At 56.8% G+C, this 13,728-nt stretch carries 10 protein-coding genes; 3 read left to right on the top strand and 7 right to left on the bottom strand.

Annotated features, from left to right (window positions below; all coding sequences use genetic code 11):
• Positions 1-97: 97 nt before the first annotated feature.
• The 7 genes from panB to thpR form a co-directional block, all read right to left on the bottom strand.
• Positions 98-889 (bottom strand): 3-methyl-2-oxobutanoate hydroxymethyltransferase, encoded by a 792-nt coding sequence (gene panB, locus OGX81_RS01115; RefSeq protein ID WP_047458863.1) that lies wholly within the window; start codon positions 887-889, stop codon positions 98-100.
• 120 nt (positions 890-1,009) lie between these two features.
• Positions 1,010-1,489 carry a 2-amino-4-hydroxy-6-hydroxymethyldihydropteridine diphosphokinase gene (gene folK / locus OGX81_RS01110; RefSeq protein ID WP_104869067.1) on the bottom strand — a complete coding sequence of 160 codons (480 nt, stop codon included), beginning with the start codon at positions 1,487-1,489 and terminating at the stop codon, positions 1,010-1,012.
• A complete protein-coding gene (pcnB, locus tag OGX81_RS01105; protein WP_204267647.1) occupies positions 1,486-2,883 on the bottom strand; it encodes a polynucleotide adenylyltransferase PcnB in 1,398 nt (465 codons plus the stop codon). The genes folK and pcnB overlap by 4 nt, the downstream gene beginning before the upstream one ends.
• A gap of 69 nt (positions 2,884-2,952) precedes the next feature.
• The gene (gene gluQRS, locus OGX81_RS01100; RefSeq protein WP_012134014.1) at positions 2,953-3,849 is read right to left on the bottom strand and encodes a tRNA glutamyl-Q(34) synthetase GluQRS; all 897 of its coding nucleotides are present in this window, start codon (positions 3,847-3,849) and stop codon (positions 2,953-2,955) included.
• A 145-nt stretch (positions 3,850-3,994) separates the two neighbouring features.
• Complete coding sequence (dksA, locus tag OGX81_RS01095) at positions 3,995-4,450, bottom strand: RNA polymerase-binding protein DksA (RefSeq protein WP_001155232.1); 456 nt, start codon at positions 4,448-4,450, stop codon at positions 3,995-3,997.
• Between the two features lie 177 nt (positions 4,451-4,627).
• Entirely contained in the window at positions 4,628-5,332 is a 705-nt protein-coding gene (gene sfsA / locus OGX81_RS01090) for a DNA/RNA nuclease SfsA (RefSeq protein WP_012134013.1), read from the bottom strand.
• A 34-nt stretch (positions 5,333-5,366) separates the two neighbouring features.
• Positions 5,367-5,897 carry an RNA 2',3'-cyclic phosphodiesterase gene (thpR, locus tag OGX81_RS01085; protein ID WP_047458852.1) on the bottom strand — a complete coding sequence of 177 codons (531 nt, stop codon included), beginning with the start codon at positions 5,895-5,897 and terminating at the stop codon, positions 5,367-5,369.
• 73 nt (positions 5,898-5,970) lie between these two features.
• Here thpR and hrpB point away from each other — a divergent pair, with 73 nt between their 5' ends.
• The 3 genes from hrpB (at position 5,971) to fhuA (ending at position 13,711) form a co-directional block, all read left to right on the top strand.
• Positions 5,971-8,400 (top strand): ATP-dependent helicase HrpB, encoded by a 2,430-nt coding sequence (gene hrpB / locus OGX81_RS01080; protein ID WP_181397024.1) that lies wholly within the window; start codon positions 5,971-5,973, stop codon positions 8,398-8,400.
• A 170-nt stretch (positions 8,401-8,570) separates the two neighbouring features.
• Positions 8,571-11,111 (top strand): bifunctional glycosyl transferase/transpeptidase, encoded by a 2,541-nt coding sequence (gene mrcB, locus OGX81_RS01075; protein WP_047458846.1) that lies wholly within the window; start codon positions 8,571-8,573, stop codon positions 11,109-11,111.
• A 350-nt stretch (positions 11,112-11,461) separates the two neighbouring features.
• Complete coding sequence (gene fhuA, locus OGX81_RS01070) at positions 11,462-13,711, top strand: ferrichrome porin FhuA (RefSeq protein WP_012134008.1); 2,250 nt, start codon at positions 11,462-11,464, stop codon at positions 13,709-13,711.
• Positions 13,712-13,728 lie beyond the last annotated feature (17 nt).

Here is a 13,728-nt window from a genome sequence, read left to right as displayed (position 1 = left end):
TGATGGACCGTGGTTTGTAGGCCTGATAAGCGTAGCGCCATCAGGCATTTTGCCGGATGGCGACGCAGGGCGTTTTATCCGGCCTACAAGCACCCCATTAATGGAAGCTGTGTTCTTCGCCCGGATAGACGCTGGACTCAACCTCGGCAATATACTGCCGCACGGCGGCGCGCATGTCGCCTGCTTCCGCCAGGAAATTTTTAGCAAATTTCGGAATGTGGCCGCCGGTAATGCCGAAGGCGTCGTGCATCACCAGGATCTGACCGTCGGTTACGTTGCCTGCGCCAATGCCGATGACTGGAATGGAGAGCGCTTCGGTGACGCGTTTAGCAAGCTCAACCGGTACGCATTCCAGCACCAGCAACTGCGCGCCTGCCGCTTCCAGCGCCAGCGCATCATCCAGCAGTATCTGCCCCGCATCGCCGCGCCCCTGGATCTTATAGCCGCCAAAGATGTTGACGGATTGCGGCGTCAGGCCCAGATGGCCGCACACTGGCACCGCGCGTTCGGTGAGCATTTTTACCGTATCGACCAGCCAGGCGCCGCCTTCGATTTTGACCATATTCGCCCCCGCGCGCATCACCACGGCGGCGTTTTCAAACGCCTGCTCCGGGGTGGCATAGGCCATAAACGGCAGGTCGGAGAGCAGGAGACAGTTAGGCGCGCCACGGCGCACCGCACGCGTGTGGTAAGCGATATCTTCTACGGTAACAGGCAGGGTGGAATCGTGTCCCTGAACCGTCATGCCCAGCGAGTCGCCTACCAGCATCACGTTGATACCCTCGTCAGCGAAGAGTCTGGCGAAGCTGTAATCGTAGGCGGTGATAGTCGCGAAGCGCTTTTTCTCTTGCTTACATTTTTGCAGCAAGGCGATAGTCGTCGGTTTCATAACGTTTCCTGATGGTGGAGGTCATATTAACCGGCATTTTAACAGCAGCATTGATGGGGGCAATGGATTTAAGCAATCGATTAACCCGAAAGCAGTAAACGCTAAAGAGGGGCGGGCAATTTACCAGTAGGCAGGTTTTTCTGCTGCGAGACGCGTGAGGTAATGATGCAGCGTGACGCCGTTTGGGAACACCAGGTTGGGGGCGATTTCAAAGAGCGGCCACAGCATAAAACCGCGATTTTTCATGTCGTAGTGCGGTATCGTCAGGCGGGGCGTGTTTATTACGTCATCACCAAACAGCATGATGTCGAGATCGAGCGTGCGCGGTCCCCAGCGTTCGGCTTTGCGAACGCGGCCCTGTTGTAACTCAATACGCTGCGTGTGGTTGAGCAGTTCTTCCGGCGCCAGTTGAGTTTCCAGCGCAACGGCGGCGTTCAGGTAGTCGGGCTGATCCTGCGGGCCTAGCGGGGGAGTGCGGTAAAACGAGGAAACGGCAACAATGCGGCTGTCCGGGATGTCGCCGATAGCCTTCACGGCAGCATTAACCTGCTCCAGCGGAGAGGCTAAGTTGCTGCCGAGCGCGATATAGGCAACCGTCACGCGGTTCCCTCGCGGCGTGGCGCGCGTTTACGCGGACGACGATGGCGGCGGCGCGGCGCGGGGTCTTCATCCAGCTCATTCAGCATGCCTTTCTGATCGGGCGGCGCTGAAACCTGGAACTCGCCCCACCACTGCGCCAGACGTTGCAGTTCAGCGTTGTTTTCCACCTCGGCGCGCAACGCCAGCAGATCGTATGCGGCGCGGAATTTCGGGTGCTCCAGCAGCTTCCAGGCGCGTTTGCCCTGGCGGCGGGACATCCGCAACTGGAGTTGCCAGATATCACGGGTTAACGTTGTGAGGCGTTTCGGGATCGCCAGCGAACGGCACGCTTCGTCCAGCACCTCGTTCATGGCCAGCGCAAAGGCGTCGTAATAGGCCAGGCCGCTCTCCTGAGCGATTTTCTGCGCCATTTCCAGCAACGGATACCAGAACATGGCGGCAAACAAGAACGCCGGGTTAACGCGCATGTCGTTATGGATGCGGTTATCGGTATTTTTCAGCACCTGCGCAATGATGCGCTCCATCGCGCTGTCGCCGTTTTCGGTGAAATAACGCGTAATGGTGGGGAACAGGGGCTGGAACAGGCTGTATTCCCGCAGCTTTTTGTAGGTTTCGAAACCATATCCCGCTTGCAGAAGTTTCAGGGACTCTTCAAACAGACGCGCGGGCGGAATATCGTTGAGTAAGGTCGCCAGGCGCGGAATCGGCTCTGCGGTTTCCGGGCTGATGCGCATATCGAGTTTTGCGGCGAAACGGACTGCACGCAGCATTCGCACCGGATCTTCGCGGTAACGCGTTTCAGGGTTGCCGATCAGGCGAATCACGCCATCTTTCAGATCCTGCATACCGCCGACATAGTCGCGCACGGTGAAATCCGCCACGCTGTAATAGAGGCTGTTAATGGTGAAGTCGCGACGCTGGGCGTCTTCTTCAATGGAGCCGAAGATGTTATCGCGCAACAGCATGCCGTTTTGCCCGCGCTGGGAGGTGGCGCGGTCGCTGTCGTTGCCTTCATGGTGACCACGGAATGTCGCCACTTCGATAATCTCCGGGCCGAACATGACGTGCGCCAGACGGAAACGGCGACCCACCAGACGACAGTTACGGAACAACTTCCGCACCTGATCCGGCGTTGCGTTGGTGGTGACATCGAAATCTTTCGGTTTTTTGCCGAGCAGAAGATCGCGCACGCCGCCGCCAACCAGCCAGGCCTCATATCCCGCTTTATTGAGCCTGTACATTACTTTCAGAGCATTTTCACTGATATCTTTGCGGGAAATAGCGTGCTGCTCACGCGGGATTACCGTCATATGTGGACGGGCGACGGCAAGCTCAGCCTCGCTCTCCTCGCGGTTTAGCACCTTGCGGCAAAAATTAGCGACTCGGGTAAAAATAGTGCACCTCGGTAGTGTCAAACATCAATCAGGACAAGTTACTGCGTAAAAATAGCGGCTAATCATAGCTCAGCAAGACGCATTTGAGAATGCTGGATTTACACTTGCCGATTCCGGCACCGTCGTAAGCGTCCAGTTATCCACCGCATACTGCAATAATTCGTCGGTATGCATATCCTGCCATTGCGCCGTGGCGTTCTGGCCCAGAAAGCGCAGCGCGGCAATGAGTACGGGGCGTGGATCGCCCTCCGGCAAGGCTGGGGCATGATTCTGTTTGGAAAGTTTAGCGCCTTGTTCGTTGAGCGCCAACGGCAGATGAATATAGTCCGGCGCGCGCCAGCCGAACTGCTGGTACAACGAAATTTGCCGTACCGTGGGTTCGATTAAATCCGCGCCGCGCACGATTTCCGTGACGCCCTGAAAATGATCGTCCACGACCACCGCCAGGTTATAGGCGAACAGACCATCGCGGCGATGAATAATAAAATCCTCGCGCGCCAGCAGCGGGTCGGCCTGGATATCGCCGCGCAGCACGTCATGAAATTGCATCACCGGGCTGAACTGTTTAATCCGCACGGCGGCATTTTCCGGCCCATGCTGCAAGGTTCGGCAATGGCCGTCGTAAACGCCGCCGATGCGTTGAATACGCGCGCGCGGGCAGGTGCAGTAGTAGCTTAAATTCTGCTGGCGCAGCCAGGCGAGCGCGTCGCGGTAGGCGTCATGGCGTTGGGACTGCCACAATATATCGCCATCCCAGTGCAGGCCGTAATGTTCCAGCTGACGCAGAATTGTCTCTGCGGCACCGGGAACTTCACGAGGGGGATCGATATCTTCAATGCGTACTCGCCAGATCCCATGCTGAGAGCGGGCTCGCAGGTAACTACCGAGGGCGGCGATCAGTGAACCAAAGTGCAGCTCGCCAGAGGGGGACGGGGCGAAGCGGCCAATATAGTGTGCGTTGGTCATACCGGCGGACAATATAAAAGAATAAGGCGGGAGATAACCCCGCCCGGATTTTGCCGGATGGCGGCGCAAACCCTTCATCCGGCCTATGAATTGTTGCCAGGCAGGATAAGCGTAGCGCCATCCGGCGTTCTACGGTCTGACGGGATTAGCCCGCCATTTGTTTTTCGCGGATCTCAGCCAGCGTTTTGCAGTCGATGCACAGATCGGCTGTTGGACGCGCTTCCAGACGGCGAATACCAATTTCGACACCGCAGGATTCGCAGTAGCCAAAATCTTCGTCTTCCACTTTCTTCAGCGTTTTCTCGATCTTTTTGATCAGTTTGCGCTCACGGTCGCGGTTACGCAGCTCAAGGCTAAATTCTTCTTCCTGCGCGGCACGGTCAACCGGATCAGGGAAGTTAGCCGCTTCGTCCTGCATATGAGTCACAGTGCGATCGACTTCATCCCTGAGTTGATTACGCCATGCTTCAAGAATACGCTTGAAGTGCGACAGCTGGGCTTCGTTCATATACTCTTCGCCCGGTTTCTCCTGGTACGGCTCCACCCCAGCGATGGCGAGAATACTCAGGGACGATGTTTTACGGTTTTGCCCTTCTTGCATGTTGCTTCTCCTTAACACGCACTATCGATCCCCATTGTCGGGGGAAAAATCAGGTCGCTATAAATAGCAGATGCTTTTCAGGATAGCAATTATCTAAACGTAACACTTGACAACCCTGTGAGGAAAAGCGTATTTGCGTACGCGACCAGAATACTAATTAACCGATTGTTTACGCCATTATAAAGTCATGGGTAACGGTTCTTTTAGAGTCATACCTTCGGCAGAAAGTTCGGCTTTATAAACCAGAATTTCTACCCCCTTTAGCTGTGCTTCAATCAATAGTTGCGCATATTTTGCATCGATATGCCGCGCGGGTGAAAACCGTGTAATGGCTGAATGCAGCACCGCGAATAACACCACGGCGCGATGGCCTTCAGCCGCTACGCTCATCAGTTCCCGAAGGTGTTTTTGTCCCCGTAAGGTGACGGCATCGGGAAAATAACCATACTCTTGTTCCGCTAATGTGACCGATTTCACTTCAATATAGCAGTCGGGTCGGGAATCTGCCTGTAACATGAAATCAATACGGCTGCGTTCCGCGCCGTATTTTACTTCGCTTTTTAACAGGCTGTAGCCTGAAAGTTCTGAAAGCTGCTCATTCTGAATCGCTTCCTTCGTTAATCTGTTTGCCCACAGGGTGTTAACGCAGATAAGTGCGCCTGTCCGGGTTTGCGTTAATTCCCAGGTGTGCGGATATTTGCGTTTAGTATTTTCTGATGTCGAATACCAGACGGTATCGCCCGGCGTGGCGCATCCGGTCATAGCACCGGTATTTGGGCAGTGTAACGTTAATTCCGTGCCGTCCGGCGTAATGACATCGGCTAAAAAACGTTTGTAGCGCTGAATTAAGGTGGCGCGCTGTAATGGCGGAGAGAACTGCATGTGATTTCCTTAAAGCCTGCTTTTGCAGACTATTTTATTCGGCAAGCGTCCAGCGCTGTAGTTGTGTGTAACGTGTGCGGCCGCGTTCGAACGACGAGGCATAAAGCGCAAATTCATTGACCGGAAACGACCAGCAAAAACCCGGCGCTGGAATGGCGACCGCATGGCTGGCGTCACGCAGCAGCGTAATATGCGGATGAAAAGGCTGGGGGCTTTGATAACAACCGCTGCGCGCCGCCTGGGCGCGTAACATGTTCGCCAGTTGCAGCAGCCCGCGCGGCGGCTGTCGCATCCCCAGCCAGACGACCCGCGAACGTAGCCACTGGCCCGCGTCATCCAGCCTGAGCGTAAAGCCCGGCTGACGGATACGTCCGGCAAGCTGTGATAACGCCTGTTGCTTGCTCGCGCTCACCTCGCCTAAAAACGCCAGCGTCAGGTGCAAATTCGCTGCGGCGACCGGCCTGCCGTCGTCCGGGGAAAAATGACCGGCGCGCCAGGCGATGATCTGCTCACGAACCTCGTCGGGCAATTCAATGGCAAAGAACAGCCTTTTCGGCTCAGACATGATGGGTACTCGGTTATGAATTAACGCGATGCTACAATGCAGCGCGAAGAATGTTAACCCTCTGGAGCCATTTGTGACGTCGTTGCCCGTTGCCGCCGTACTGCCCGAATTACTTGCCGCGCTTGAAAGCGCGCCCCAGGTTTTGCTCACCGCCCCAACCGGCGCGGGGAAATCGACCTGGCTGCCGTTGCAGTTTCTGACGCATAAAGGCATTCAGGGGCGAATTATCCTGCTGGAGCCGCGCCGCCTGGCGGCACGCAATGTGGCGCAGCGGCTGGCGGAACTCCTGAACGAGAAGCCCGGCGAAACGGTCGGTTATCGGATGCGCGCGCAAAGCTGTGTTGGCCCGCAGACGCGGCTTGAAGTGGTGACGGAAGGGGTGCTGACAAGAATGATCCAGCGCGATCCCGAGCTGAACGGCGTCGCGCTGGTGATCCTTGATGAATTTCATGAGCGCAGTTTGCAGGCGGATCTGGCGCTGGCCCTGCTGCTGGACGTGCAGCAAGGGCTGCGTGACGATCTGAAACTGCTGATCATGTCTGCGACGCTGGACAACGGGAAGCTGCAACAGCGCCTTCCTGATGCGCCGCAGGTGGTGTCTGAGGGGCGTGCCTGGCCCGTTGAGCGTCGCTACCAGTCACTTCCGGCCCAACTGCGTTTTGATGAGGCGGTGGCCATCGCCACGGCAGATTTGCTGCGTCACGAAACCGGCTCTCTGCTGCTGTTTTTACCGGGCGTTGGGGAAATTCTGCGCGTACAGGAACACCTGGCCGCGCGCGTAGCGGATGATGTGCTGTTATGCCCGCTGTATGGCGCGTTGTCTCTGGAGGCGCAGCGTAAAGCGATACTGCCTGCGCCGCGCGGGATGCGCAAAGTCGTGCTGGCGACCAATATTGCCGAAACCAGTTTAACCATCGAGGGTATCCGTCTGGTGGTGGACAGCGCGCAGGAGCGCGTGGCGCGCTATGACGTGCGAACCGGCCTGACGCGGCTGATTACCCAGCGCGTCAGTCAGGCCTCCATGACGCAGCGAGCCGGACGCGCCGGGCGTCTGGAACCGGGCGTGTGTGTTCACCTGCTGGCGAAAGAGCAGGCGGAAAGGGCGGCGGCGCAAAGCGAGCCGGAGATTTTACAAAGCGATCTGTCCGGTTTATTGCTGGAGCTGTTGCAATGGGGATGCAGCGATCCCGCGCAACTCAACTGGCTGGACCTTCCCCCGGCCGCCAACGTGCAGGCAGCCCGGCGGCTGTTGCAGATGCTGAATGCGCTGGATGGTGAGCGGCTGAGCGCGACGGGGCAGAAAATGGCGCGGCTTGGCAACGACCCCCGTCTGGCGGCGATGCTGGTCAGCGCCGGCAATGACAGTGAAAAGGCGACGGCGGCGAAACTGGCGGCGATTCTGGAGGAGCCGCCGCGCGCGGGCAATACCGACCTCAGCGTGGCGTTTTCGCGCCAGCAACCGGGCTGGCAGCAGCGTAGCCAGCAGCTCCTGAAACGGCTCAACGGGCGAGGCGGCGAGGTGGACGGCACGATGCTGGCGCCGCTGCTTGCGCAGGCGTTTGCCGATCGTATCGCGCGTCGACGCGGTCAGGAAGGGCGCTATCAACTGGCGAATGGCATGGGCGCGGTGCTCGACGCCGATGACGCGCTGGGTCGCCATGAGTGGCTTATCGCACCGTTGCTGTTGCAGGGGAGCGCGTCGCCGGATGCCCGTATTCTGCTGGCTTTACCGCTGGATATTGAGGCGCTTATTCAGGCATGTCCGGCGCTGTTGCAGCAGTCCGACACGGTAGAGTGGGACGACGCGCAGGGAACGTTAAAGGCGCTGCGCCGAATGCGTATCGGGCAACTGACGGTAAAAGTTCAGCCGCTGGCTAAGCCTTCGGAAGAGGAACTGCACCAGGCGATGCTCAATGGCATTCGCGATAAAGGGCTAAGTGTGCTCAACTGGACGCCGGAGGCTGAACAGTTCCGCCTGCGTCTGCTGCGCGCGGCGCAATGGTTGCCGGAGTACGACTGGCCCGCCGTTGATGACGCTTCTCTTCTGGCGACGCTGGAAAGCTGGCTGCTGCCGCATATGACGGGCGTTCATACGCTGCGCGCCCTGAAAGCCCTGAATATTACCCAGGCGTTACGCGGCCTGCTGGACTGGTCTATGCTGCAACGTCTGGATAGTGAGCTGCCCGCGCATTACACTGTGCCGACGGGAAGCCGGATAGCCATTCGTTATCACGAAGATAACCCGCCAGCGCTGGCGGTCAGAATGCAGGAGATGTTTGGCGAAGCGAATACGCCTGCTATCGCGCAGGGGCGCGTGCCGCTGGTGCTGGAGTTGCTCTCACCGGCTCAACGCCCGCTACAGATTACGCGCGATTTAAGCGCGTTCTGGCAGGGAGCGTACCGCGAGGTACAAAAAGAGATGAAAGGGCGTTATCCCAAACATGTCTGGCCGGACGATCCGGCGAATACCGCGCCAACGCGGCGCACGAAGAAGTATTCATGACTGCCGGATGGCGCTGTGCTTATCAGGCCTGCTCGCTCAAATGTAGGCCGGATAAGGCGAAGCCGCCATCCGGCATAAACATGGCAGAAAATTGAGAGATTTCTTCTTCTGTCGACTGACGGAAGAACAGAGAATCGGGCCTTTGCGCCTGTATGTTGCGGAGAAAAAGCATGGCCGGGAATGACCGCGAGCCAATTGGACGCAAAGGGAAACCACCGCGTCCGGTGAAACAAAAGGTAAGCCGTCGTCGACTCAGAGATGAAGAGTACGACGACGATTATGATGATGACTATGAGGATGAAGAACCGATGCCGCGTAACGGTAAGGGCAAAGGGCGTAAGCCTCGTGGCAAGCGTGGCTGGCTCTGGCTACTGCTAAAACTGTCGATTGTTTTTGTCGTGCTGATTGCGATCTACGGCGTCTATCTGGATCAAAAAATCCGTAGCCGTATTGATGGCAAAGTCTGGCAGCTTCCTGCGGCGGTATATGGCCGGATGGTTAACCTTGAGCCGGAAATGCCCGTCAGCAAGAATGAAATGGTGAAATTGCTGGAGGCCACCCAGTACCGTCAGGTGACGAAAATGACGCGTCCCGGCGAGTTTACCGTGCAGGCGAACAGCATCGAGATGATCCGCCGTCCGTTTGACTTCCCGGACAGCAAAGAAGGGCAGGTGCGTGCGCGTCTGACCTTTGACGGCGGCCATCTGGATACGATCGTGAATATGGATAACAACCGTCAGTTTGGTTTCTTCCGTCTCGATCCGCGCCTGATCACCATGCTCTCTTCGCCGAACGGCGAACAGCGCCTGTTCGTGCCGCGCAACGGTTTCCCGGATCTGCTGGTGGATACGCTGCTGGCGACGGAAGACCGTCATTTCTATGAGCACGATGGCGTTAGCCTGTATTCCATCGGTCGTGCGGTGCTGGCGAACCTTACCGCCGGGCGCACGGTTCAGGGGGCGAGTACGCTGACGCAACAGCTGGTGAAAAACCTGTTCCTCACCAGCGAACGCTCCTACTGGCGTAAAGCGAACGAAGCTTACATGGCGCTGCTGATGGATGCGCGCTACAGCAAGGACAGGATCCTTGAGCTGTACATGAACGAAGTCTATCTCGGCCAGAGCGGCGATAACGAGATTCGCGGCTTCCCGCTGGCGAGCCTGTACTACTTTGGCCGCCCGGTCGAAGAGTTGAGCCTCGATCAGCAGGCGCTGCTGGTGGGAATGGTGAAAGGGGCGTCAATCTACAACCCGTGGCGTAACCCGAAACTGGCGCTGGAGCGTCGTAATCTGGTGCTACGTCTGCTGCAACAACAGCAGGTGATCGACCAGGAGCTGTACGACATGCTGAGCGCGCGTCCGCTGGGCGTGCAGCCGCGCGGCGGGGTGATCTCGCCACAGCCAGCCTTTATGCAGATGGTGCGTCAGGAGTTGCAGGCGAAGCTCGGCGACAAAGTGAAAGACCTTTCTGGCGTGAAGATCTTCACCACTTTTGATTCCGTGGCGCAGGATGCGGCTGAAAAAGCGGCCGTTGAGGGCATTCCGGCGCTGAAGAAACAGCGCAATCTGAGCGATCTGGAAACCGCGATTGTGGTGGTAGACCGCTTCAGCGGCGAGGTGCGTGCGATGGTCGGCGGGGCGGAGCCGCAGTTCGCCGGGTACAACCGTGCGATGCAGGCGCGCCGTTCTATCGGCTCTCTGGCAAAACCGGCGACCTATCTGACGGCGTTAAGCCAGCCGAAGCTGTATCGTCTGAACACCTGGATTGCCGACGCGCCGATCGCGCTTCGTCAGCCGAACGGGCAGGTCTGGTCTCCGCAGAACGATGACCGTCGTTACAGCGAAAGTGGCAAAGTGATGCTGGTGGACGCGCTGACGCGCTCCATGAACGTGCCGACGGTGAATCTGGGGATGGCGCTGGGGCTTCCTGCCGTCACCGATACCTGGATGAAGCTGGGCGTGCCGAAAGATCAGCTGCATCCGGTTCCGGCCATGCTGCTGGGGGCGCTGAACCTGACGCCAATCGAAGTGGCGCAAGCGTTCCAGACCATCGCCAGCGGCGGCAACCGGGCGCCGTTGTCAGCATTGCGTTCGGTGATTGCGGAAGACGGTACGGTGCTGTATCAGAGCTTCCCGCAGGCTGAGCGCGCGGTTCCGGCGCAGGCGGCGTATATGACGTTGTGGACGATGCAGCAGGTTGTGCAGCGCGGCACCGGGCGTCAGCTGGGCGCGAAGTATCCGGGTCTGCATCTGGCAGGTAAAACCGGAACCACCAACAACAACGTCGATACCTGGTTTGCAGGGATTGATGGCAGCCAGGTGACGATTACCTGGGTGGGTCGCGATAATAACCAGCCGACGAAACTGTACGGCGCCAGCGGCGCGATGTCGATTTATCAGCGTTATCTGGCGAACCAAACGCCAACGCCGCTGACGCTGACGCCGCCGGAAGATGTGGTGGATATGGGCGTCGATTACGACGGTAATTTCGTCTGTAGCGGTGGAATGCGAGCGCTGCCGGTCTGGACGACCGACCCGGACGCGCTGTGCCAGCAGGGCGAAATGATGCAACAGCAGCAGCCGACCGGGAATCCGTTCGATCAGTCTTCTTCGCAGCAACAGCAGCCTCAACAGCAGCAACCGGCGCAGCAGGAGAAGAAAGACAGCGACGGCGTGGCGGGGTGGATCAAGGATATGTTTGGTAGTAACTAACCGTTGCGCCTGATGGCGCTGTGCTTATCAGGCCTACAGAACCAATAAACGCATTGGATCTTGTAGGCCGGATAAGACGCGCCAGCGTCGCCATCCGGCAAGATGGCAAAAACAGGCGCGAACCGTAGGCCGGATAAGGCGCGTCAGCGTCGCCATCCGGCAAATTTCCGCAGAATAACATTCCAGCCTAAATCATTAACCCTTCCTTTTCATCTGGTTATTTCTTAACCCCTTAGTTTTGATAGGGGCGCGTATTGCTTGCTATCGCGCCAACGTTTCGAATATTATGCTGCGGTCATAAGAATAATTCTCGTTTACGTTATCATTCACTTTTCATTAGAGATATACCAATGGCGCGTCTTAAAACTGCTCAGCCAAACTCTTCGCTGCGTAAAATCGCAGTCGTAGTAGCCACAGCGGTTAGCGGCATGTCTGTCTATGCACAGGCGGCGGTTGAACCGAAAGAAGAAACTATCACCGTAACCGCTGCACCTGCCCAGCAGGAAAGTGCCTGGGGGCCGGCGGCGACCATCGCGGCCAGACAATCCGCCACAGCGACCAAAACGGATACCCCCATTCAAAAGGTGCCACAGTCTATTTCTGTGGTAACTGCCGAGGAGATGGCGCTGCATCAGCCTAAATCTGTGAAAGAGGCGCTCAGCTACACTCCTGGTGTTGCCGTGGGCACCCGTGGCGCGTCTAACACTTATGATTACCTGATCATCCGCGGTTTCGCCGCTGACGGCCAAAGTCAGAACAACTATCTGAATGGCCTGAAGATGCAGGGTAACTTTTACAATGATGCGGTGATTGACCCTTATATGCTGGAGCGCGCTGAAGTCATGCGCGGCCCGGTTTCCGTTCTCTACGGAAAAAGCAACCCTGGTGGTTTGTTGAATATGGTCAGCAAGCGTCCAACCACGGAACCGCTGAAAGAAGTTCAGTTCAAGATGGGCACCGACAGCCTGTTCCAGACCGGTTTTGACTTTAGTGATGCTCTGGATGACGATGGTGTTTACTCTTATCGCTTAACCGGCCTTGCGCGTTCTGCGAATGCCCAGCAGCAAGGTGCGGAAGAACAGCGTTATGCCATTGCGCCATCTTTCAGCTGGCGTCCGAATGATAAAACCAACTTTACCTTCTTATCTTATTTCCAGAATGAACCGGAAACAGGTTATTACGGCTGGTTGCCGAAAGAAGGGACAGTGACTAAGTTACCGAACGGTAAGCGTCTCTCTACCGATTTCAACGAAGGTGCGAACAACAATACCTATTCTCGTAACGAGAAGATGGTGGGCTACAGCTTCGACCACGAATTTAACGACACCTTTACCGTGCGTCAGAACCTGCGTTACGCGCAAAATAAAGTCTCGCAGAACAGCGTGTATGGCTACGGTATGTGCTCCGATCCTCTCTATACAAAGGATCCGGCTAATAGTCCTTGCGCCAGCGTTCCTCAGTCAGATTGGGGTCATACGCTGACTCGTCAGTACGTTATCGATAATGAGAAATTGCAGAACTTCGCTGTCGATACCCAACTGCAAAGCAAGTTTGCAACGGCCGATGTGGATCACACGCTGCTGACCGGCGTTGACTTTATGCGTATGCGTAACGATATTGACTCCTGGTTTGGCTATGCTGGTTCTGTAACGCCGTCCGACATCTATAACCTTGATCGCAGTGACTTCGATTTTGGCTCACACCCTGGCCCTTCAGGCCCTTACAAAGTGCTGAACAAGCAGAAGCAGACTGGCTTGTACGTGCAGGATCAGATGCAATGGGATAAGGTGCTGGTTACCCTGGGTGGTCGTTATGACTGGGCTGACCAGGAGTCCTTCAACCGTGTTTACGGTACTACCGATAAGCGCGATGACAAACAGTTCACCTGGCGTGGCGGTGTTAACTACCTGTTCGACAATGGCGTAACCCCGTATTTCAGCTATAGCGAGTCGTTTGAACCGGCTTCGCAGACGGGGGAAAGCGGTAATATCTTTGCTCCATCCAAAGGTAAGCAGTACGAAGCTGGCGTGAAATACGTGCCGAGCGATCGTCCGATCGTGATTACCGGTGCAGTGTATCAGCTCACCAAAACCAACAATCTGATGCCCGACCCGAATGGATCGTCCTGGTCAGTCGAAGGCGGTGAAATTCGTTCACGTGGTGTGGAAATTGAAGCGAAAGCCGCGCTGTCTGCAAGCGTCAACGTGGTTGGTTCTTATACCTATACCGATGCGGAATACACTACCGACACCAGCTACAAAGGCAACACGCCTGCTCAGGTGCCTAAACATATGGCATCATTGTGGGGTGATTACACCCTCTATGACGGCGCGCTTTCCGGGCTGACGTTGGGTACGGGTGTTCGTTATACTGGCTCCAGCTATGGCGACCCGGCAAACTCCTTCAAAGTGGGGAGCTATACGCTGGTGGATGCGTTAGTACGTTACGATCTGGCGCGCGTTGGTATGGCTGGGTCTAACGTGGCGCTGCATGTGAACAACTTGTTTGACCGTGAGTACGTCGCAAGCTGCTTTAACACCTATGGCTGCTTCTGGGGCGCGGAGCGTCAGGTCGTTGCAACCGCAACCTTCCGTTTCTAATTTCTATTTGGGCACGG

This window comes from Citrobacter sp. CK206 (genome assembly GCF_030333125.1).
In the GTDB taxonomy this organism is placed as follows: domain Bacteria; phylum Pseudomonadota; class Gammaproteobacteria; order Enterobacterales; family Enterobacteriaceae; genus Citrobacter_B; species Citrobacter_B koseri.
The sequence above is the reverse complement of the archived record's forward strand: the minus strand, read 5'-3'. Positions and strand labels throughout refer to the sequence as shown.